Annotated in this window: 14 protein-coding genes; 5 read left to right on the top strand and 9 right to left on the bottom strand. The window is 41.6% G+C overall.

The window, feature by feature from the left end; all coding sequences use genetic code 11:
* Positions 1-108: 108 nt before the first annotated feature.
* Positions 109-417 (bottom strand): hypothetical protein, encoded by a 309-nt coding sequence (locus RRG12_RS09290; protein WP_420759049.1) that lies wholly within the window; start codon positions 415-417, stop codon positions 109-111.
* 130 nt (positions 418-547) lie between these two features.
* Here RRG12_RS09290 and RRG12_RS09285 point away from each other — a divergent pair, with 130 nt between their 5' ends.
* The 5 genes from RRG12_RS09285 to RRG12_RS09265 all read left to right on the top strand — a co-directional run bounded on the left by RRG12_RS09285 (position 548) and on the right by RRG12_RS09265 (position 5133).
* Complete coding sequence (locus RRG12_RS09285) at positions 548-1246, top strand: hypothetical protein (RefSeq protein WP_420759048.1); 699 nt, start codon at positions 548-550, stop codon at positions 1244-1246.
* A 107-nt stretch (positions 1247-1353) separates the two neighbouring features.
* Entirely contained in the window at positions 1354-1908 is a 555-nt protein-coding gene (locus RRG12_RS09280) for a hypothetical protein (RefSeq protein WP_420759047.1), read from the top strand.
* A gap of 229 nt (positions 1909-2137) precedes the next feature.
* On the top strand, positions 2138-3916 hold the full coding sequence (locus RRG12_RS09275; RefSeq protein WP_420759046.1) for a bifunctional 3'-5' exonuclease/DNA polymerase: 1779 nt from the start codon (positions 2138-2140) through the stop codon (positions 3914-3916).
* 472 nt (positions 3917-4388) lie between these two features.
* Positions 4389-4691: a hypothetical protein gene (locus tag RRG12_RS09270; protein WP_420759045.1), complete on the top strand. Its 303-nt coding sequence runs from the start codon at positions 4389-4391 to the stop codon at positions 4689-4691.
* 277 nt (positions 4692-4968) lie between these two features.
* Positions 4969-5133, top strand: coding sequence for a hypothetical protein (locus tag RRG12_RS09265; protein WP_334769184.1), 165 nt, complete (start codon positions 4969-4971; stop codon positions 5131-5133).
* 72 nt (positions 5134-5205) lie between these two features.
* Here RRG12_RS09265 and RRG12_RS09260 read toward each other — a convergent pair whose 3' ends face one another.
* The 8 genes from RRG12_RS09260 to RRG12_RS09225 all read right to left on the bottom strand — a co-directional run bounded on the left by RRG12_RS09260 (position 5206) and on the right by RRG12_RS09225 (position 22242).
* Positions 5206-5808: a hypothetical protein gene (locus tag RRG12_RS09260; RefSeq protein WP_420759044.1), complete on the bottom strand. Its 603-nt coding sequence runs from the start codon at positions 5806-5808 to the stop codon at positions 5206-5208.
* A 144-nt stretch (positions 5809-5952) separates the two neighbouring features.
* Entirely contained in the window at positions 5953-8271 is a 2319-nt protein-coding gene (locus tag RRG12_RS09255; RefSeq protein WP_420759043.1) for a GmrSD restriction endonuclease domain-containing protein, read from the bottom strand.
* Between the two features lie 381 nt (positions 8272-8652).
* Entirely contained in the window at positions 8653-9660 is a 1008-nt protein-coding gene (locus tag RRG12_RS09250; RefSeq protein ID WP_094353457.1) for a PD-(D/E)XK nuclease family protein, read from the bottom strand.
* A gap of 11 nt (positions 9661-9671) precedes the next feature.
* Complete coding sequence (locus RRG12_RS09245) at positions 9672-11882, bottom strand: ATP-dependent helicase (protein WP_094353456.1); 2211 nt, start codon at positions 11880-11882, stop codon at positions 9672-9674.
* A gap of 147 nt (positions 11883-12029) precedes the next feature.
* Positions 12030-12848: a DISARM system phospholipase D-like protein DrmC gene (gene drmC, locus RRG12_RS09240; protein ID WP_420759042.1), complete on the bottom strand. Its 819-nt coding sequence runs from the start codon at positions 12846-12848 to the stop codon at positions 12030-12032.
* On the bottom strand, positions 12848-14734 hold the full coding sequence (drmB, locus tag RRG12_RS09235; protein ID WP_420759041.1) for a DrmB family protein: 1887 nt from the start codon (positions 14732-14734) through the stop codon (positions 12848-12850). The genes drmC and drmB overlap by 1 nt, the downstream gene beginning before the upstream one ends.
* Positions 14734-18156, bottom strand: a complete 3423-nt coding sequence (drmA, locus tag RRG12_RS09230; RefSeq protein WP_420759040.1) for a DISARM system helicase DrmA — start codon at positions 18154-18156, stop codon at positions 14734-14736. Before drmA ends, drmB begins: the two co-directional genes overlap by 1 nt.
* A 111-nt stretch (positions 18157-18267) precedes the next feature.
* On the bottom strand, positions 18268-22242 hold the full coding sequence (locus RRG12_RS09225; protein ID WP_420759039.1) for an Eco57I restriction-modification methylase domain-containing protein: 3975 nt from the start codon (positions 22240-22242) through the stop codon (positions 18268-18270).
* Positions 22243-22245: the final 3 nt, after the last annotated feature.

Genomic DNA, 22245 nt, shown 5'->3' with positions numbered 1-22245 from the left:
CAGCTTTAAAAATGACAGCAACTATACCCCAACAAGCAAAGTAATTTATTGAATAAAAACCCAATTAATTGTTGCTTATGGGGTATAGGAAGAGAGTGAAAATATGACTTATAACTCTAGCTCTGGGGATGCTGACTGTTGACTTTTATTAGACTTGTAACCGGAGCCAGAGCCATATCCTGATAATTGAGGATTGGGATTAGCAGCCGATTCAGTGTAAGGTGTATCCCCAAGATTGATTTCAAAAATATTCTCTTGATAACCATCCCTAAATTGGTCTGCTTGCAAGGAATTACTACTATCTCCAGAACTTAATTGCTCAACACCGTAACATAAAGATTGATAGCCACTGCCAGACTGATAATTACTACTGTCGTCAGGATCAAGATTTTGGTTAATTGTGGGTTCGTTATTCATTGGCATTACCTAAAAAACCTGTATCAATGCCAGCATAAAAAGATTTATCTAGTATCAGCCTTCACCTATTGGACATTAATTTTTTAGCCGATTGGCTATTTTTGGTGATGCGCTCATATCGAGATGACAAATGGAGCAAATGAATTTAATTGCACCAGAAATCATGGCAGAAATCAGTAATGCTAATAGTACCAAACTGCCAAACAACACCCGAAAAATGCTACAAATTATGGCAAGTTTAAATACACCAAAAGAATTATTAGCAAGTCTTTTGGAAATAGCTGAATTTTCCCTACACCATGTTCGCTACCTTGCAGGGCCATTGGTAATTCATCGCAGTCCTTGGAGTGATACGATTCCCCAATGGCTGAAGTTTGCTTGTATTCAGGAGCGATTAGAACTTATCTTCACTGAATACGAACAGAATCAGGTTGGTGTTTTCAGCACAGCCACAGAAGTTCTTACCTACATGATGCCAGCAACTTACGAAGCACCTCTGCATAGGGACTACGCTGACCTTTATCTTTGGGTAGGTAATGAAGTTTTAACCAAATACGATAAATTACCAAAGGGTTGCAAGAGTTTTTATGAATTTATAGGTGATGGTGATACGAGCAATGCCAGCAATAATTACATCATTCATTTTAATCAGGTAAAAAATGAATTCAACTATCTTAGCAGGTCAATTCGACGCAGCATAGTTAAACACGCAGCACAAGAGGGATGGGGTAAGCGTAATGTCAATACCAAGTCTAACTTAGACTCGACCCAAAGCACTCCAACTCCCAAACCTTCATCAAATTCAACTGTGCAAATTAGCTTGTTCTGAATTTAAAAAAAATCCTCAGTCTATTCAAATTTTCATCTGAGGATTTTTCTGTTAAATGGAAGCGATCGCTTCTTTAATTATGAACATAAATTTTCAAGTTAGTCATCATGAATACTCAAGAAATTCAAGAAGTTTTAAATCATCTCATCATTGGAATTACAGCCATATATGCCATTGTGATGGTCGTTGATTTCGTTGTGGGAATAGTCCATCTGTGGCAGAAATTTACACTCAACATCGAATACCATACCAACAACACAACATCTGAAAAATCACACCTGGAATCTATTGATATTAATAAATCTCTCAAGTTGGAAAATCAAAATCAATCAACTAACCGTATTACATCAAAACCAGAACCTCAACCAGACAACTTTATTAGCATTGATGTAGACAAAATTGATTTACGGACAGCCAGAAAAATTGCTACTGCTATAAAAAAAGCTTCAACATCCAATCCTGACTTAATTATTAAACAAAAAGTCAACAGTAAAAGTGTTCCTTTAGCCTGGTTGCAAGCACAGATTAAGCATCGTTTAGAACTGGCACCAGAAATTGTAACACCCATTATTAGAGAATTGGCTCCTACTGCTTTGACATCTGTTCGAGAGAATATTCAGCATTCTAACATTGCAAAAACAGGTAAACGTAAAGTCAGTTAATCATATAAAGAGAGGAATATCGATATGGCGGTTATCGCTCGGATGAGAAGACAAAAGTACTTGCTGTATAATCTTCTCAGCAAAGTTTTTGTATCTCCCTCAACTGCACACCGCTATAGTATTACCTCTCTTTAATAGGTTTTAAAATCTTTGTAAAAAGCTAAATATTTTGAAGTTGCTAGATATACAAGCTATCGCTTCTAGGTGAGAAATTAAAATTTAATTCATTATGAATACAGGCTTAATAAATACAAATAATTCCAGTATTTTTACCCCCAAATATACTCTTGTTTCCAATGTTTCAACTCTTAATTCTGCTCTCCAAGGTCTGTTTCAGGCAGAAGTTTTAGCCATAGATTGTGAAACAACAGGACTTGACCCTCTAACTGATTCTATTAGACTGATTCAAATAGCTGCACCAAACCATCAGGTACTACTGATAGATTTACCAGCTATTCCCAAAAGCGATCGCCAACTGCTCAAAAAACTGCTTGGTAACTCTGCTATCAAAATTGCTCATAATGCCAAGTTCGACTGGCAATTTCTCACACTCGCAGGACTTCAACCCTCTGGTCAATTCTTTGATACCCAACTTGCTTATAAAGTTCTAACCGCAGGATTAAAAACAAGCTCATCCTTACAAAATATAACTAAAAAGCTACTACACATTCAACTAGATAAAACTCAACAAATCAGCGATTGGTGTAAACCTCTTAAATCGGTTCAATTGCACTATGCTGCCGTAGATGCTGCCATATTACTTGACCTTTACCCAATTCTCCTCAAGAAGTTAAAACAGGCAAAGTTACTCAAAATTGCCCAACTGGAATTTCAGTGTATGCCTGTTGTAGCTCAAATGGAACTTAACGGGATGCTATTTGACTTGTCTCGATGGCAGATACTGGGTGCAAAACTAGAAGCTGAAAAAACAGATGCTTTAAGCCAACTCAAGCAACTCCGTATTGCTAGCTCTCAGATGTCATTGCTGCCAGAACTGACAGATGCAGTAAACCCGAATTCACCTCAGCAAGTTTTGGCTGCTCTCCAAGCTATTGGTATCAAAATCAACTCAACTAATCAAAGTAAATTAGTTTCTTTAGCTGCACAGTATCCCATAATTCAAGCATTGCTAGATTACCGCCGTCTATCCAAAATTATCGGCACTTTTACCGAGAAACTACCCCAGCATATCCACCCCAAAACTGGGAGAATTCATCCCAACTATTATCAATTAGGGGCAAAATCCGGTAGATTTTCTTGCCGCAAACCACCTCTACAAAATATTCCCCGTGATCAAGCAGCTCGTAGCTGCTTTATTGCTGCCCCTGGCTATAAAATTATCAAAGCCGATTACTCCCAAATTGAACTACGAATTATGGCTCGGCTTAGTGGTGATACAAAGATGTGCCAAGTCTATCGCCAGGGGGCTGACTTACATCGATTAACAGCATCTTTAGTAACTGGAAAACATATCAATGAAGTGACTGAGGAAGACCGCAGATTAGCAAAAGCAATAAACTTTGGATTAATTTTCGGTATGGGCGCTGCCAAACTCCAAATTTACGCCCAAGTAAAATATGGAGTAGCAATGACATTAGAACAAGCAAAAGCTTTCAGGAAAAGATTCTTTGAAGCTTATCCTGGAATAGCTAGGTGGCATGAAAACATCAAACGTAAATACATCCAAGGCATTAAGGAAAGTCGTACACTAGCAAATAGACGACGGAGATGGGTAAACAAGCCCCGACTATCAGAGCTATTTAACCATCCAGTACAAGGTTTAAATGCCGACATCAACAAATTAGCTATGGTAAAACTTTCAAATCCATTAGCTAAATTCAGAACAAAACTCATCTGTGTAAGACATGATGAAATTGTACTGGAATGTCCAGAGACTGAAGTTGACCAAGTTAGCCATATATTACACAATTGTATGGTTGCTGCTGCCCAAAAGTTTCTCAGCCCTATTCCAGTTGTTATAGATATTAAAACATCAAATAGCTGGTGAACTATCCCAACTTGCCGAGTCCGACTGAAGTTGGATTTGCAATCAAACTCTTCTGAGAAGATTAGTCAAAAACTCAATTGCCCTCCTCACAGTATAGCTCGTGCAAAATGTGGTTAGAGGGCGTTTCGTTTTTGATCCGAAGCACTATCCTCGCCCTATCCCAATACCGTTTAGTTAAGGACATTTATCTGTTAGAGCGGGCTGTTCTTGAGCAGGGGAAGCAGGGGGAGAAAAAAGGCTTAACCCAAGCGTATTGCACCCTATCCACTATTTCTGGCTATTCCTGAATCGGTATTCTAGCGATTATAAGTAACGTAACTATTTTAACTATATCTGCTTACGCAGATTGAGGGTGAATCAAGAGTTTAAAACCCATCTAAGCGGGTTTTATTGGTGTGTCTATAAACTCTGTGACTGACAAATACCTGATGTAAAAAATGAGTTCCAATATTTACATATTTGAGGTGTATCAATGTCTAACCCCCGGATTTTAGGGGCAAGAGAAATTCATCTAATTTCACTCTACAGTCACTGGGAATTTGGTATGAAACCACAAGAATTTTATGCCAAATGGGATGTGAGTTATGAACAAATTGCCTTAATATGCTGTCGTTCTGATTCTACGGTCAGAGGTTGGTTTAAGCAAGGTAAATTTAGACGCTATCCTCAGCCTAATGATTTACGACATTTGGCATTTATGGACTTTTTACTGGAACATTTTGAAGAAGTTCCCGAACAACTTTGGCAATTGCTATGTCTGACTCATTCGCCTTGATATCAATAACATTTCTATCTACATATAGCAATCCGGTTTGATTACTGAAAGGTTTTTAAAACAAAAACTTTGCCCTGCAAGGTTTTCAGACTCAGTACACAATATTTCATTCCAGTCGGAACGCTATATATCTGTCCAATAAATCTAATACACACATAATTCTAATTGTCAATATCAATTTGACCTGTCTTTGAGTATACTTCCTCGTTTAAGGTAAATATTGGCGATTTCAAAGTACATAACATGGTTATTTTACAGCATTTTTAAGGGGTAGAATATGACTTATTGTGAGCAATTAAAACCGTGGTGTATTGTCCGTGATATTCCCAATCAAGAAAATATTGTTGTGAAAAGATTCCGCCGACGTGATGATGCTGTTGCTTATCTGCAAGTGTTGAAGCAGTCAGCGAGAGATATTGCTTTTCAAATCATTTTTAAGTGAAAATTAACTTCCACTACACCCACCAATTTAAAAACTGAAGAGCAATCATTTATGAATAGAGGGTAATGTTGGCTAATCAATTGGTTCTTTGGTGCAATGTAGATAATTTGAATTAACCCATCCTGACAAACCATTAACTCTAGTATTGGGGCCTTGAATTACACTTACATAAGCCCATATACCTTCTTGTTCCTTCAATAAAACATTATTACCATTATTAAGACCTGCCCTAGATTGTCCATTCGGACTATCACGAAGTGCCAATTGCCCAGATTTAATATTCACTACATCACAAGAAGTTGCCCACTTCAGAGTTGCTACATTTTCTGTGATTGCTACTAGTTGACGGCGTAATATCTGCTTATCTTTGTTATAAATAATCAAATACATTCCTTCATTGGCATTTTCACGCCAGGAAACTGAATAAGTATAATCGCCATTTTCCCAAGTAATACCTCGATAGCCGTTATCACGCCAGGATGTTCCGTAGTCTAAGTCGATACATTTACCCTGAACATCACAACCTCTGTAGGTTTTGCCATTTTCCCCATCATCCAAAGTAATGGTAAATTCTCCAGCACGGTAAGTATCTGCTTTTGCATGAGTAGCAGTTGCTCCAATCAAGGAAGCAGTCAGAATTGTAGTCAAAAAGAATCCTTTTAAGCGTTTAATCATATTTACCTTTGGAATTTTCTGATAATGACAAAAATCTTTTTTAATTCGTTACTTAGTTGTATTCGTTCACCGATATTAACCTAGTTACTGATATTTTCAGAAGATTAGATAATTTCTGCGATCGCTGAAGGATTTATATCTGGTTTATACCCAACCTAAATCCTCTAAAGCTTGACTAACCTGCGGACGTAATTGCCAGTACCATTCTCGTTGAGTAGTAGTTTCGGTATCTTCCAGAGTTTTCCAATAACCAGAAGCCAACATTAGTGACCAGAACGGTTTACCATTGTCGTCACGTTCAGGTGGCAAATAGTTTAAGTAATTTGCAAGCAGTTCTGCTATTCTGGCGTATTGGAGATTTGCACCACCAAAATGCTCATATTCAGCTGCCTGTGATAACCCAGTTGCAGTGATAGTTTGTCCAAGTGCATAATAGTGAGCTTTGAGCATAAGTTTATGGCTATCCGTCAGTTGGCTCCTGATGGCTACAAAAGCTTGCTTATAATCGTCCACTGTCGGAAAATCAATAGCTAAAACCTCTTGGATAACATAGCTTTTGAATGTGTCTATGTCCGTAAAATAGCGATAACCAAGACGATTTGCAGCTGATTCTATTTCCTTATCTGCATCAATTAGCAGGGCAATTGGTTGACTTTTCCCTGACTGCAAGCCATTGGGCCACGCTAAATCAAGTACTGCACTCACTGTTCCTGTGGAATCAGTAATTTCGTACATCAATTCACCAATCGGCAATCCCTGCTTCTGTACCCATGCATTACATTCTTCTAGAATTTTTTCGTCAGTCAGTGGTACAACCGCAGTGGAGATTTCAACGACTTCTTGCTCTAAGATTGAATCTGTCATTTTTGGTTCTGGAATATCCCCAGCTAATAGACTATTCAAAAAGCTATTGGCAGCTTGAGCTAGAAGATCGCGACGTGCGGCTAAGAAATAATGGTAGTTTTCAATTTGCCACAAACTGCGTTCCATCGGTATCCAGTGCGTTGCGATCGCACCGGGTTGTGTTTGCTCGAATGCCTCAAAATACTCCGAAGGGTGTCGGTTTGAGACTTTAAGGTTGGTTTCTTGGGTTAGAAAAGTGAGGTTAGCGATCGCATTAACTTCGGATTTTGGGTATCCGCCTTTGTAAAGTAGCGACTTGGGGAAAATATGATGAACTTGTAAGCAGCTGTGCTTACCTAGAAGATGTTTGGATAGTTCAATGCCACTATCCCAATCTTGTGCTTGATGCACGCGGGTAAGCATATAAAGTAACGGGTAAAACCTTGCTCCCATACCCCAGCCTTGAAAGTCAATAGCTTTGATTTCCAAGTCCCCGCGATTTTGTCGTAGGTTGGCGATGAGTTGGTCTAGCGGGTTATCTTCAGATTCCAATACGTGTAAATCTTGGGTTAAAACACTCTCAGTTGAACCTGCGTACCGTCCCCACAGTAAAGTATGTACATACCAGTACAATAACTTGTCGCGTTCTTTGTGATCTCTAAGATGTCCGCCACGCCCAACAAGGTAGCGCACCATGACAGGAAAGGCGTAAATGCCGCCCAGTACGCGATTGTGGTCGAGTCCAAGCCGACCAGAAATCAGGTTGAGCAGCATATCAATAGCTTTTTCTGCCTTGTATAGCCCGTCCTGAAATGTCACAGTCTTGACATCTTTGAGTGCGGAAAACATTGCCTCTCCGGTGATAACTGCATTGATGCACCGGAGCAACCACTCCAAACGAAACTCAAACCCTGCTTTTTTCCATTTTGTGAGGCGTGCTTTGAGTTCGTTGCGAGCATCAGGCCATTGAGCGCAAATTTTTGCTAGTGCTAAATCACCTTTAGATAGCTTGGTTCCTCCACTGTTGACAGTGTTGAAAATTTCCACAACTACATCAACTGTTTTATCTTCACCACTGACTTCTTCAATATATAAATTTATATTTTTAATGCCTTCAAGTTTATTCAAACTATTGATATAAGTGGTCAATTGAGGAGCAAGCTCTGGAATTTTTAGTAACCGCTGAATGAAAATTCCTACGCCTTGTTGCATCAATTCAGTGACATTTACCCACAAAGGGTTATCCTTCATTTTCAGGGGAGCGTAAAATTCAAATATTTCTTCCTCCAAGTGGAAATGCAAACCAGTGAAAGCTTCCACATTGCCATCAAAAAACTGAGGCGGTTTGCCCCGCACGATCCCATAGAATGAGGTGATGCGCTGTTGCCCATCTAGTAGCAGTTTAACTGAACCCGTAGAAAGCTTCCCATCGCCACGAGCATGGTCAATTGCTTGTTCAGTTTTAGTTTCCCACACTAATAAGCTACCGATGGGATGCCTGCGATATAGTGAATTCATTAAACCGCGCACTTGATCGCGATTCCAAACGTAACCCCGTTGGAATTCTGGTAGGGCAATACTGCCCATGTCAATTTGGTCAAGGATAGTAGTAATGTTCATAGGCTATTTTTGCTCTTTTATTACAAGTTCTATAACCGGGTATTTACTTAAAAAATCAGATACTTTAAATGATGAGATAATATTTGGATTGCCTTGAAAAAGCTGATACATCATTGCTTATTACATTCTGATATAGCAGCCCGATTTGATTTTTGAAATTACTTGCGTAGGAAGGAAACAGGGAATAGAGAAGAAGGGAGTATAAGTGTAATGAGTTTTTTTCAAAAATCAAATATGGTTCCTATCTCACTATTTTTTTCTATTGCACTATCATCAATTGCCTAAAATATCAACTAAATAAACTGCTATCCTACTCCCTATCCTTGAACCATTGGTAACAAACAAGTTGCACCTTTTATTGCTAAATTCTTATTAGTTCAGCTATGGATATATAGGTTTTACCCCCTTGCCACCATTAGGAGTTTTGCAATACCAACGTAAATCACAGCTTTTACAATCTTGTTCACTAATATCGCCCGGAGCGGGAGCCTCCCATTTGTTAGTACAACGTGATTGTTCAATCTGATTTACCGTCTTAGTAAACTCATTTATCGCCACTTGAATTTCGCTAGGCTCAATACTGACTTCCACAAGAGCATTAACGGGACGTTTAGATGGGCAGGTAGATCCGTCAAGTTCGTTAAGGAAATACAAAACCGCTTTTCGTGGCAAAACGCCGTGCTTGCGTTGGTAGAGATAGGCATAAACTCGCATTTGGAATTCATACGTCTCTAAGTCTTTAGGCTTTAAACCAACGCGACTACTACCTTTGTAGTCCCACATCTCACAGTTTGCAGGGTCTAAGTTTTCATCACTTATATCTACAAGCAGATCCACAACTCCATGAAGAACATGATTAGTCTGATCTGCCTGCAATCTATGTTCTGTGTCTTTAACGCGTGGATAAAGTGTCGGGCCTTCGAGAGCATTGAAATATTGGAGAATCTTTACAGCTTGAACTCGCGTATCTGATCTAATAGCCAGAATTCCTTTGCTATTCAAACCATTCTCAACCTGAATAAAATACCTGATAATATCGCTTGGAGGTGATGGTACTGCTTCCCCAGTCTTCTGTGCGCCTTTAACTTCATTAAAATAGTCACGAATCTCTTCTTCACTGAGAGTAAGTCCATTATCAGGAAGCAAGCCTTTGTTTGACGGATCAACTATTCCATGATAATGGGCATGACAGCGATCTAAAACTTGGTGAATTATAGTACCAAAGTAAGTTTGAGTTTGCTGGGCAGGTGCATATTTGTGAACATTAAAAGCACCATACTGACGGGCGCAGCGCCGAAAAGAAACAACATCTTGAGTAACACTGTATCGGCGTTTTACCACAGTATTATTAGATAGAGGTACAGAAATCCCTTTAAATGGTTTTGTCATAAATAATTTATTCAAATTACGAGTGTATTTTGTCGAAAATTAGTGTAGTTACGTCCAGGTGCAGCTACATGATTTTTAATATGATCTTGTGTGCCAACTAAAATTAGACCATGCTGTGCGCGTGAGTAAGCTACATATAGTAAACGGATATCATCTTCAACCGCCAGTAATTCTGGAGTTCGTGTATTTCTAGGATAAATATCCTGCCTAAATGGTTCTAAATCTCGCTCCAGAATTTGTGCGGCTCCAACCTCTCCTCTTTTACCCAGTTGTCCAACTAAGACAAAAGGAAACTCTAAACCTTTAGCTTGGTGAATAGTCATTACTGGTAGATACCCTTGGGGTACAATTACTTCTTCATCTTCGTCATCATCAATCCCAGCGTCTATCAGGTAGCTTATAAACATGCTGTAAAAACGATGCAGAAAACCTGGATCAAGATCAGTTCCATCTGAGTTTGAGCGCAAACCATCTAATTTAAAACTGTGATATCCATCAAAAAGACGACTAACCTTAGAAAGACGTAAATTTCTTACAGGGTCTTGTTGCCATGTTTGAAATGGTTCTAGGGCGAGAATTCGATAGATAATTTCTAGTAGATTAAGGTTTAGAAAAACACTTTGATTGTTGAATGCACACAACTTGGGCAGTTCTTCATTACTACGTTTTAAGTAGTCATCTAATTGTTGTGTGGCAACCTGAGATTTACTTCTAACTATATCCAATGTTTTAAACCATTCATCAATGGTTGCAACCCATGATAAAGGTTTTCCAGTTGGATCTTTGTATTTATAACTAAAAGTGTGTTTTCTATCAATCACCTGTACCAAAGCAGCAAGTAAACACTGCACTTCTTCGCTTTCCATAAATGACTTTGAGCGAGGATTATAAACGGGAATATTATATTTCTGGAATGCAGCAAGATACAATCCGGCGTTGTTTTTTGAGTCTTTAGCACTACGCATCAGCAAAACACACTGGCTAAGATCAGATATGATTCCATCACCTATTAAGTGGTTTTTGATTAAACTGGCAACAGCATCTGGTAAATTACCTGCGTTTTTCTGAGTTATCCAAGAAACAGCAGGGTATGAGCCAGTAATGGAAGATGCTGCATTGACTGGATTTTTACCGGGCGCACGTACCCCAGAAGTTTTCATTTCTGGAAAAGAAGTGATGTAGTCGTTAAAAAAATTAACGATACTAGAGTGAGAACGGTAGTTTTTATCTAGTTGAATTTGTTTAGGAGATACACCGAAGGCTGCTAGGCAAGCTTTGTCAAAATTAACCATGCAGGATACATTTCCACCTCGGAAACGGTATAAAGCTTGATCATCATCCCCCACTACGGTAATACTGTGTGGTGTCTGGTTAGCAAGGGCAAGATATATCTGCTCTTGGATTGGATTAGTATCTTGGTATTCATCAACGAGTATGTGCAGCAGTGGAAGCTGATTTTGACCATCTCCTTCTAAAAATCGTTTACTAGCAGAAGAGGTTAGGAATTCAAGAAAGCAAGCTTGAAGATGAGCAAAGTCACAACGATATTTATCCCGCAATGCTTGAGTATATTGCTGGTAAAAACCTGCAAGAGTTGCCCAGTTTTCACCAGCCAAAATCATTTTTTGGACATCAACATAATCTTCTACAATATGGTTAAAAAGTGTGACTGCTGCCTTAGCACGCTTCCACTTGTTAGGAGGATATTTTTTGTCTCTCCAATCACGAACAGCATGAGCAAACTGTGTCCAGAAGTTTAAATCTTGATGATCTGCAATTGAAGCATGACGATAAACAAATAGATCCTGTTCTACCTGATCCAGAAGTCGAACATTTTGATATTTCGGATAACGGTATTCTTGGAGGATGTCATTACATAGGCTATGCAATGTCCCTATCCTTATCTCTGCTAAGTCTACGTCTCGAAGACTAGAATCGGCGTTCTGTAATGCTACCAAGTAAGTAGCCAATCTGTCTTCAAGGTTACGCGCTGCCTTTTGAGTGAAGGTGGTTAACAAAATTGAGCGTGGTTTAATCCCATCTACACAAAGCAGTTTTAAGGTGCGTGTAACCAATACCTCACTTTTCCCTGAACCTGGCCCTGCTATCAGCCATAAAGAACCTCCGCTATACTCTACAGCTTCCTTCTGTTTGTTATCCAGGTCATAACCACGAGCATTAGATTGAGCAATACACGAATGAAAGGTAGTTAGGTTAATCATTTATAAGAGTTTTAGGTTAAACATTAAATAAAGTTCATCCACTAAGCTAGCATTCCGAGTTGAAGTTGTTTTATTGATGTAATGATGCAGTAGTATTTGTGGTTGTCTTAAAAAAGCTAATAGGTCATAACATCTTGCTTAAAATAGTCAGATTCCAGGAATTCGACATAGGATATTTCTTATAACCAAGCTTTCAAATTGCATTTGTAAAGCTTGAGCAGTTATTGGATCATTGAGTAATACACCAGCTTCAATATTGCGCTCATGAGCCGCTTCTGTAAAATTGGCGGAGGTAACAAGTACACGCTCCTTATCTACAACAACACACTTGGCGTGTAAACAAGCTTTTGATTCCACACCCACCGTCAGCGATCGCGGATCGTGAAATACTTCAGGTAGTCTTTTTCCTGGCCAAATATCTTGGCGAAAACTACTGGCAAACTCCCGTAGTAAAGTAGATGTTGGTACTTCATTATTGTGTGGTCGATTAACGTTAAGAAACATTCGCACATTTAATTCTGGGTTAAAATCCATTCGTTCTGCCAGCACCATAAATAACTCTCGTGCTTTTTGTCTTTTATCAATAGCAAAGCTAGAAATCAGAACACTTGTTTTGGCTGTACTAAACAACTCGCGCACAACAACACTAGTATCGCGGCTTTGAGAACCAGCAATTTCTGGGCCAGTCCAAACCAAGTCAATGCGTAGGCGTAGCCCGCCGTAGGCATCGCTCACAGCTTGAGATGTACTTCGTTCCTCTGCCAGCAGTCGCAGCGTGTAAGCAATATGCTCAGAATGTACGCCCATAACATTAAGGCGGTTGAGTTCATCAACTATGTCTCGATTTAAAGCCGCAGGGATGTAGTTAGCTACATTGGATATAGAAAAGGGCGGGGAAAGTCTGCCAGTTTCTAAAGCTACTGCCAAATTAACAAGGGCTGGACGACTGAGGTTGAGAAAACCCATTAAACAAGTACCTGATCTGGAAAGAATTCTGCTCCTAGTCCTTCAACAGTAGCCACAACCAATGCTCTATCGAGAAACTCATTGCGGCGTTCACAGGAAGTTTCCGCGATCAGTAGGCATCCGTGACAAGCAGATCCGTGTAAAAATCTTTCCTCTTGTACATTATCTGGTTGATGTTGAGCGCATACTGGATCGTTAGAACAAAGTTTTCCCAACTCTAAGGCAACATTCAAATGTTCTTCAAGTTGATTCCCTACTTGTACAAGTCCCCCTAAAGTCCCCTCAGAACCGGGAGAACCAGTATATAAAAGGATGCCATAACCTGCATCACTGGCATAGATGCGTTCACGAATTGAACTAGCAGCATAACCACACTCCAAAGACACTGCTGTAATCAAGAGGTGTGATAGGGAATGCAGCATAATATAAGGAAGTCCAGGGAAAATGGCTTTTTCTGGGGGAATGCCTTTGCGATCGCGCCAGACATTGAAACCCCTTTCTAATTTTTGCCCTTGTTGTTTAACAGCCTTCCGTTGCTGCCAATCTTTTATCGCTTGTTTGTTGAAGGCAATAAACACCCCTTCGCCTTTATTTTCAATCGCAGGCACCCATTGACGTTCAAAATCCAAATCAGCACGCCGCACATTAATGCTTAAATCATCAATTTCTCCTTCAATATTAGGGATGGATGCCTCAAAACGGGTAAAGCCAACTTGGGCAATTACTTCTCGCAGACGATGCACCAACACTACCTGTTCTATAAATGGCAATAGTGCGGGATTGAAATTGTCTAACTTGCGTTTACTAGCGTAAAACTCGTCATTAGAAGTACCTATTTCTGCTGAACAAGAAAGTAAGGCTTCAATTTCTACTTGTTTGATGGTTTTAGAATCGCTGCTTCTTCCACTTTGACGGCGTTGAATTTCTGCCCAAACCACCTCTGCTCCAAATTTAGTTAAGTCAGCATACTTAGGATTTCTTTTCAGATTTTTTTGCACTTCATCCAAGTCTTCCAAATATTCCAAGTCCTGTAAGTAATGGCGATCCACTACTTTTTTCAATTGCTCATCAGCATCTGGAATCGAAATCACGCTGAGGGTTTGAGCAAAATAAGCATTACTAGCAGAACGTACCAAAAGACGGTTATGTTCTGGTTCGTTGGTTTGGACAATATTACCTGATTTATCTGGGACACAGACCCAACAAGGTTCCTGAGCTTTAGCACCCAGCCAAGGACGATGCCCTTGGCATTGTCCGAAAACTTTGGAATTTTTGGCTTTAGCTATGGAAAGCGGACGACGGGCTTTTTTACAGCCATCACAGCGCACAAAAATTTCTTCAAAGTCATTCCCAGAGCCACCTTCATCTAGCCACAGTTGTCCCCGACAGGTGGTTTTAAAATCATTATGGGCAAAGGCGTACCAGTCTATATCGCTTAGATGTCCATTTATACAAGCTTGCACAAAGCGGACTGGTACGTATGACACGCGCTGTCCTTCAAATTTTGATCCCTCCTTAACTGTTCGCCAGTTAGCTAGGGGACGGGTACGGTAATCTTTCCCGTTGAAGCGAATGGTTTGATCGACTTGAGCTACAAACCAAGCAGGAAAAATAAATGCATCCACACCAGTGAGGGGCATATTAGGGTCTGAAGTCTCTCTTGGTGGACTAAATAGTTCGATATTCTTAACTTGCAGCATTTCGCAAACTTTATCTTTCAAACGGTCTTCACGAATGGGCTGCATTTCGCCTTTCCAGTAGGTCAATCCCCCAATTACTACTGAGTATTTAGGTAAATCTACCATCGCTCCTGGGCCAAAGGTTGATAAAAGCTGGCTTTGGCGGATTTCTGCTTGTGGTTTTATTTTATTATTTGACTTTTTCATTAAACTTCTTCCTCTATTTCTAAACCAACAGGGTCACGCACAAAAAGTTTCACTACTGGCTCGACATCCCGCAAGCTGCGTTGGGCTTTGAATTTTTGCCGATCGCTACTTTCTTTGTCCGCCTTGGGGTCAAGGGCATCAAGTAGTAAAGGGGCCGCCATCTCTATTTCATTGCGTTGATATTGTAGGCGTTGGTCTTGCACGGCAATATGTTGCCATGTATCTAAACGGTCTATAACTTGTCGCCGGATTTCTTGACGCAGACTTTCGGCTTCATCGGCTTTTAAGGGGCTATGTCCTTCTGCACGTTTAACGATCGCATCCACCACAAAATCTAAAAGCTGGCGATGTTGGGTAATTTGAGCAGCACCTAGAGGCGCTGTCATTTCTGGATTACCTAATCTGGCAAGGGCAACGGTAACACCTGATAAACCCCGATCGATGGCGCGGGGTGAGAAGGGAGTAACGCTACTTGCTTCGACTGTGCGGTAGAAAGTATCATGCCAGATTTGAAAACGTTCGTAGTGAGAGCGATCGCGCGGTCGGTGAATGTTGAGTAAGGTAACGACTAAACCAGGTTTTTCAGCTTCTCGACCGACGCGGCTGGTGGCTTGGATGTATTCGGCAGTGGTTTTCGGCTGTCCTAAAACTACCATCAGCCCTAAGCGCGTGATATCTAGCCCTACGGAAATCATGTTAGTTGCTAGGGCAATATCAACTCTTTCTTTCTCATGAAAAGGTAAAGCTAGACGACGTTTGGTATTAGCAACTTTGTTAGTGCTGATGCGAGAGGTTAATTCTTCTGGTTCATCATCTATTTTGCGATCGCAAAATAAGCTAAACGGTTCTTGGTAGCGACGGCGATCGCCATAATGACTCAGGCGCGAGTTTACCTCATCTTCCACTAGGCGGCGACTACCACCCAATTCCCGCAGGGAATTAAAATAACCTAGCAGTGTCATATAAGGGTCAGCAGGATTATGCGGATTTGTTTTCCCCCCGGCATCTTCCCAAGCTTGTTTAGCTGCTCCCAACAGGGCTAAGTATGCTCGTAACAGAACTACCTTGAGGCTGCGTCCTTGGGCTACAACTCCGACATAAAGCCGTCCCGGTGTTTTGGTAATTGGTACGGTTTCGGCAAAAAAGGAGTCGTGGCGATCGGGCCCAGGAGGCGGAAAAATATCTACCTGGCTGTGACTAAACAAAGCTTGAATTTGGCGCTCGGCACGGCGGACTGTAGCAGTGGAGGCAATAATCTTCGGTCGGATAGTTTTATGATTGTGCGTCACACTACACAGAACATCGATAACCGTTTCGTATAATCCCACCATTGTTCCCAGAGGCCCAGAAATCAAGTGCAATTCGTCTTGAATAATCAAATCTGGTGGGGGTAAATTTTTGTCTAAGGCTCGACCTTTGGTTTTAGCATCAGCTGGCCCAGTGAATCCGACTTTTTCATCAAAATGAGTTACCTTGCCAAATAGCGCTCCAGTTTGACCGACCCAAGGCAGATTCGCAAATTTATCAACGGTGGAAATTATGAAGCAAGGAAGCCGTCGATAGATTTGTTCATCTACGGCAACGATGGGTAGGGGGTTGTTGCCTTTAAATACACAAGCAGGTTTACCATCTGCGTGTTTTTTGCGGTTGTCGCAGATTACCCGTAGGTCAGTAGGTGCATCGGCAAGTGGTAAAAGTTGAAACGATCGCGCTTTCAATTCCGTGCCACACCAAGGACACCTTTCTAGGGGAATCGGCTTTGGTTTATGAGGATAATGCCGATCAAATTCTTGAGTCCGCGCCCAAGCTGAATTATCTTTGTCGCCTTTTTTACCCATTTTATTGGGTGTGGCACCCTGCCCAACCCACAACCCAATCTCAAAGGGATGCTTACCTAGTCTCGGATTTTGCTGACGTTCTAGTTCTAAGGCACAGACGAGGGTTGCGGCTCTTTCCAATTGGTCTAGGGTCAGGAGGCGCAGAGTGTAGCGCATGAGAACGCTGACACCAGCAGAGTGGATACTAGGATCGCGCAGACGACGCAGCACGAGAGTAAACGCTGCCAACCCTAAATAGGCTTCGGTTTTGCCGCCACCAGTGGGAAAGAACAGCAAATCTACTATTTCCCGATCTGGATGTTCTGGTTGAGCAATGCTCAGGATGTTCAACAGCAGAAAAGCTAGCTGGAAAGGTCGCCACTTCGGTGGTGAAAAGTCTTCAGGGGATTTGTCTGGATTATCGTGAGTTAGGCGTTGTCTTCTAGCAGTTGCTAGGGCTTGGTTAGCAATTTGAAAAGCTTCTAACACCAGAGGATCGTCTAAAGCTTGTAATCCGGCGGCAATGCGTTGCTTAATCCTGCTAGCTGTGGTTAATAATTCACTAGCAATCTTTCTCTGGTGCGGTTCAGTGGGGGCTGCGGCTTGCTGTTTGGTAATCCAGTCAGTATATGCAGTCACCATTGGGTAAACCATCTGAGAGATTGTTGCCGCGTCTTTTGCCTTAGCTAGTGCTTCCATGCCTAGTTCTAGCCCCGGAATTTCTGCTGGTTCTACTCTGGCCACCTCTGCTGTGGGCATCCAGTTAGTACGAATTTCTTGACAGATATGATTCGAGCTAAGGATAGTAATAGCAGAAACGTTGTGTCCAACAGCATATTCGCAATCGTTGCGGTATTGCAGGCTTGACACCGCTTCGTCCCTGTCTTGGCTATTTTGCCCCCGCAAGTTAGGGCGGGATACAAAAGCGTCAGCTGTGCGGATGGTGAGGCAGGCTTGAAAAATAAAACTGATGTCGTGCTTTTGGTTGGGATTGTTGCTGCGGTAGTTAACTAAGAATACTGAAACTGAACGCGTACCAACAGGGAGTTTTTGTTGAGGTGATGAAGCTACAGCCCGATTTGACACAAATAACTTTAAGCCGTTGCTGTCTGGAACTTCAATCTGAATTTTTCGTTGATTTCCCAGCAGAGAAATAGGCATACTAATGCAATGAGGAGAGCGTTGCCATAATTCTTGCTTGGCTGACTGGGGATTCTCGCTATCATCTAATTCTGTTTCGCTTTCAAGAAATTGGTAGTCACCCCACTGCACAGTTATATTCAGTTCTGTGGTATTTTCTGGTAGAAGAAAGCTCAAGCCAATGGAAGAAGGAAAGTGAGCTTTACGGGCTGAGGAGGCTTCGGGAGCATTGGCATCTTCATTAGTATCACTGCTACTAAGTTGTTCGAGTGTGTCGTCTGCTGTTTCGTCCGATCGCACTTCAACAGGCGCTCCAAAAGGTACTAAAAAACCTGTAAGATACCACTTAGAAGGAGCTTGGGTGAGGATTTCCTCGGCATATTCAACATCATCAGGGGTTGGCCCCACCAAGTCTAGTTGCATGGCGCGGATTAGATGCGATCGCACTTCGGCAGATGTGGTCATAATGAGGGCAGGGAACAGGGAATAGGGAACAGGGAACAGTAAGTGTTCATAAATGATTTAGGATGGCTATGCTTTTTTGGGAATTCATCGGTATGGCTAACGTTGAACCTGTCACATAGAAGTAGAGGGAAAATCAGGAATAGTTAAAGTCGTTTCCGTCGCCTTGCGAGATTTCGCTACTTTTTTAGTATTCCCTTTTGCCTTGGATTTCTGTGCAGCTTTACCGCCTAAAATTTCCGCTTCGGCGCGTTGCTGGTTGAGTTCGAGTAAACGGGCTAATACTTCGTCGTGAATTTCTTCGGGCCAACGGTAGCGCCAAGGCTTTTTCTTCTGGCGTTTGCTGGTGTTTTCGTCGTCTTCTTCGTCTTCGTAGTCCAGCAGGAAGGTGCAGTCTGTGGAAATATCTGTCCAGCCGTAAGCATCGAGGACGGCGCGATCCATTTGGGCGTGGAGTAAGCGTAGTTGTAAAATATCAGGGTGGCGTTCGTCGGGATCGTGGAAGCGGTTGTATGTGTCGGTGAGTCCCTGGTTGTTGCGAACCATTAAGTCGGCGCGGTATTCATAGTAGGTTTTACCAGCAGTTTCTAGAGTGGGGTTGGTTTCCCAGTTTTCCGGGAAGGGGAAGGTTTGAAAACAGTCAGAAGGGGAGTAATTAAGCCCATCTCCCAAAGTAGAAGAGAAGAATCGTGTAAATATTTCATGTATCTGTGACTGTAGCAAGCAAAATACATTTGTATTTTCAAATGGAAATACAACAAGTTTTTCATTAAATATTATGTTTGCATCTAGGAAAGTAAATGCAACATATTTTGTAACTCTTGCGATAACTAAAACTCGTTTAAAATGTGCGATCGCATTCACTAGCCCAGGTCTTTTTTCTGCATATTGCCACCATTTAATGCGTAAAGCATCGCGCTTTTGAACATCACGCTCAGGCTTGACTTTAGCTTTTACAATTTCCATTAAATCAGGAAAATTCCAAGCATCTTCTTCACTCATATCAAAAAAATTAATTACATAACGCTGATAAGCATGAATCGGACTAGAATTAACCTCATCACCTCCGATATAAGGAAAAATCCTTTCTGCATTTTTAGGATTTTGTTCAATCAATTGGTGCATTTCAGAAAGGGGTGTAGCATCAGGATTTGAATCATCAAAAGTAAAACCCATTCCTAACACATAGCTCCCGATAAAGCTTTTGCCAGCATTAGCCAATAACACCGCCGGATTTTCATTACCCCCTGCATGAAATAAAAATGTAGAAATTAAGTTAACCTCTCTTCCATCTAGCAATTTTGTATTTTCGTATTTCCCTTTAAAAACATGAATAACACTCACGACAACCGCCGCTAAACCCGGCCACTTCATCCGCTTTTGAGCATTGTAAATCGTACCGCCCTGCTCACAGATATATCTCAAACCAGTGCTGCGAGTGTCACCTTGGGCAATGGTATTTGTGGCAATCAATCCAAAACATCCAGACTGGCGTAAAAGGCTAAACGCTCGTCGGAAAAAATGCGCTACCAAATCAGCATTCCCATGAGATTCGGGATTAACAACTTTTAACCAATCCTGATAACCAGAAACATGAGCATTTATTGTTGTATTCTTCCCGGCAAATGGCGGATTACCAACAATCGCATCAAACCCCGGATTATCTCTATCAAATACCTCTGGAAATTCAATCTCCCAATTAAAGGTGGGAACTGGTTTCTCGCCATACCGCAATTCTGCACAAATTCGCCTGACATCTAAATCATCTTCTTGATTTTTCTGCCATTGATAAAACTTCAACCATGAATTATCACGCTCATCCTTTCTTGCTTTGTCCTTATCCTTAGCGAAAAATGAAGCAATAACCAAATCCCCTTTCAGCCGAATATCCGCCAACTCTGTTTCTATATTTTTGTAAAATTCGCGCTTGGCTGCATAATTATCTTCATCTAAATTGTGAATTCCATTGCGATAAAACTTCGCTTTATCCATTGATAGATTAAACAAAGGTGAGTTTAGGTCTTTATAAGTCTTGTCTTCATCCCAATTAAACGTTTTAATTTGTTCAGAAGTTAACCCAACTAAAGAATCTCCCCACTTCAAAGCATGGTCTAAAAAAGTAAATGGATGAGATTTCGCCAAAGTCGCTAACCACAGCGATAATTTAGCTAAATTCACTGCAAATGGGTTTTTATCCACACCATACAAACACCGTTGCGCTACTAACCGCCGCGCATAAAGTAACGGTTCTTCATCAATTGGAATTTCAGGTAATACGTTTTGCTTATTCCACGCTTCAACTAATTTCTCTGCCAACTGACGACAACTTTCGACCAAAAATGCGCCCGAACCCATCGCCAAATCACAAACTTTCAACTCTAAAATCTGCTCAGGTGTGGGGTTTTCTCCCAAAGCCGATAAAATTGGTCTGAGAGTTTCTTTAACAATCGGCTCAGTCAAAGCACGAGGCGTATAATGAGAACCACTCCGCCGCAGTTCTTCCCCCGGTTGCAAATACAGAGAACCGACAGACATTAAACTCGGCGTTTTCGGTGATATCTTGCGTCCTAAAGCTGCCACTACATCCTCTGCTGTCCTCGCATCCTTTAACTCAGTTAGGGATTTACCAGTAATTTCGCAACCTGCAACATCCTTTAAATATTTAGCCCGTTCTCCCACCTTAGTTTTGAGAACTTCCTCAACGCTGACAACAACTGTTACCGAAGATTTAGAACCTTTGGGTTTACTCCAAACACCGATAGCAGGACTACTTGCTCTTTCTACCTCGTAGCCCATAATCGCTTGATAGACGGAACCAATTTGCTCAACGTCTAGAGAACGGTAAGACAGACGTTCTCCATCCAGTATCAGCAACCCTTGCAATACCCGGTGAATTACCCCATCTGAAACGCGAGGGGGTTCAAGACTTTCCCCTGTTTGATATTTTGTAGACTGGGGACGACCTTCTAAAAACGGATACTCATCTGGGTTAAATAGTTGCCCATGACGAGCAGGTAAATACAAATCAGCATGACCGCCGCCGTCGTAAACCAAACGGAACAGACTCAGCAACCATGCCCAAGCACCATACCGTTGATCCATTGTATCCGGGTAGTTGCCTGCATCTTCTCGCAAGCGCTCGTAAAGACCACTAACTGAGTAGTAGCGTGTATAAACTGCATCTTGAGACATCAATCCCCGGTCTTCAGCGTAAAGTAGAAACACTAACCGCAGCAAAACAGTAATCAGCCCACCGTAAATATGCTGGGGTGCAGTCGTGGCAATGTCACTTATTAAGCCGCTTTTAGTAGTTGCATCTGCTATTTGGAAGCCGCGCAGTAAATCCCATAATGCCTCTAATACCTGCTCTGCAAGCTTTATAGAGACATCGTTTTGATATTTACGACTTTTTTCCAGAATTGCAGACAAACGGCGATCGCTAGGGACATTAAACAGTCGGTCAGCCGAGAGCAACATCTCCATTGCACCCAAAATCAACCGCCCAGATACCTCACACATTGCCTGTACAGGAAAAGTCAGGTGTCCTGATGACTCACCAAGTGGTGCGTAAACCAAACGTAATTCTGTACCATTGCACAATAGCCCAGTATAAACTTTCGTTTCTTTTAAAAGGCGCTCAAACTTAGACTGGGGGCTAGCGTGCCAACCAGTAGATTTACTATCCTCCGCCCCAGCATTGTCAAGTTCAGTACCATCAGGAAGCACCTGTACCAGCATCATCCAGTTGCCATTAGGGTCGGGTACAGCATACGTGGGTATCAAAACTTCGTTGTAATCTGGGAGCGCGATCGCTAATTCTTCTGGACTGGCAACTAAATCTTCTGGTTGCCAACCTAAAACATTGATAGTGAAAGCAGGAAAGTCGTCAATTCCAAAGGTTTCTTTGTCTATGTCACCGGAGACGGGTTCACGTCTGGCAACTGTAGCGAGTGTTTGTTGCAGTTCCACCACATTGCGATTAACCACAGCTTGGGCTGCTGACAATGCCGGCGGAGACACCACCAACCCCACCGGCTGGAGAAAGCCTAACCATTCTTTATGTAACCGAATTTCTGGATCATTTGCCATTGT

This window comes from Nostoc sp. CALU 546 (assembly GCF_048836525.1).
The sequence above is the reverse complement of the archived record's forward strand: the minus strand, read 5'-3'. Positions and strand labels throughout refer to the sequence as shown.

What these genes read in the sequence shown, in the direction of transcription:
- RRG12_RS09290 (WP_420759049.1), bottom strand. Translation starts at nt 417, where the DNA reads ATGAATAACGAACCCACAATTAACCAAAATCTTGATCCTGACGACAGT.
- RRG12_RS09285 (WP_420759048.1), top strand. Translation starts at nt 548, where the DNA reads ATGGAGCAAATGAATTTAATTGCACCAGAAATCATGGCAGAAATCAGT.
- RRG12_RS09280 (WP_420759047.1), top strand. Translation starts at nt 1,354, where the DNA reads ATGAATACTCAAGAAATTCAAGAAGTTTTAAATCATCTCATCATTGGA.
- RRG12_RS09275 (WP_420759046.1), top strand. Translation starts at nt 2,138, where the DNA reads ATGAATACAGGCTTAATAAATACAAATAATTCCAGTATTTTTACCCCC.
- RRG12_RS09270 (WP_420759045.1), top strand. Translation starts at nt 4,389, where the DNA reads ATGTCTAACCCCCGGATTTTAGGGGCAAGAGAAATTCATCTAATTTCA.
- RRG12_RS09265 (WP_334769184.1), top strand. Translation starts at nt 4,969, where the DNA reads ATGACTTATTGTGAGCAATTAAAACCGTGGTGTATTGTCCGTGATATT.
- RRG12_RS09260 (WP_420759044.1), bottom strand. Translation starts at nt 5,808, where the DNA reads ATGATTAAACGCTTAAAAGGATTCTTTTTGACTACAATTCTGACTGCT.
- RRG12_RS09255 (WP_420759043.1), bottom strand. Translation starts at nt 8,271, where the DNA reads ATGAACATTACTACTATCCTTGACCAAATTGACATGGGCAGTATTGCC.
- RRG12_RS09250 (WP_094353457.1), bottom strand. Translation starts at nt 9,660, where the DNA reads ATGACAAAACCATTTAAAGGGATTTCTGTACCTCTATCTAATAATACT.
- RRG12_RS09245 (WP_094353456.1), bottom strand. Translation starts at nt 11,882, where the DNA reads ATGATTAACCTAACTACCTTTCATTCGTGTATTGCTCAATCTAATGCT.
- drmC (WP_420759042.1), bottom strand. Translation starts at nt 12,848, where the DNA reads ATGGGTTTTCTCAACCTCAGTCGTCCAGCCCTTGTTAATTTGGCAGTA.
- drmB (WP_420759041.1), bottom strand. Translation starts at nt 14,734, where the DNA reads ATGAAAAAGTCAAATAATAAAATAAAACCACAAGCAGAAATCCGCCAA.
- drmA (WP_420759040.1), bottom strand. Translation starts at nt 18,156, where the DNA reads ATGACCACATCTGCCGAAGTGCGATCGCATCTAATCCGCGCCATGCAA.
- RRG12_RS09225 (WP_420759039.1), bottom strand. Translation starts at nt 22,242, where the DNA reads ATGGCAAATGATCCAGAAATTCGGTTACATAAAGAATGGTTAGGCTTT.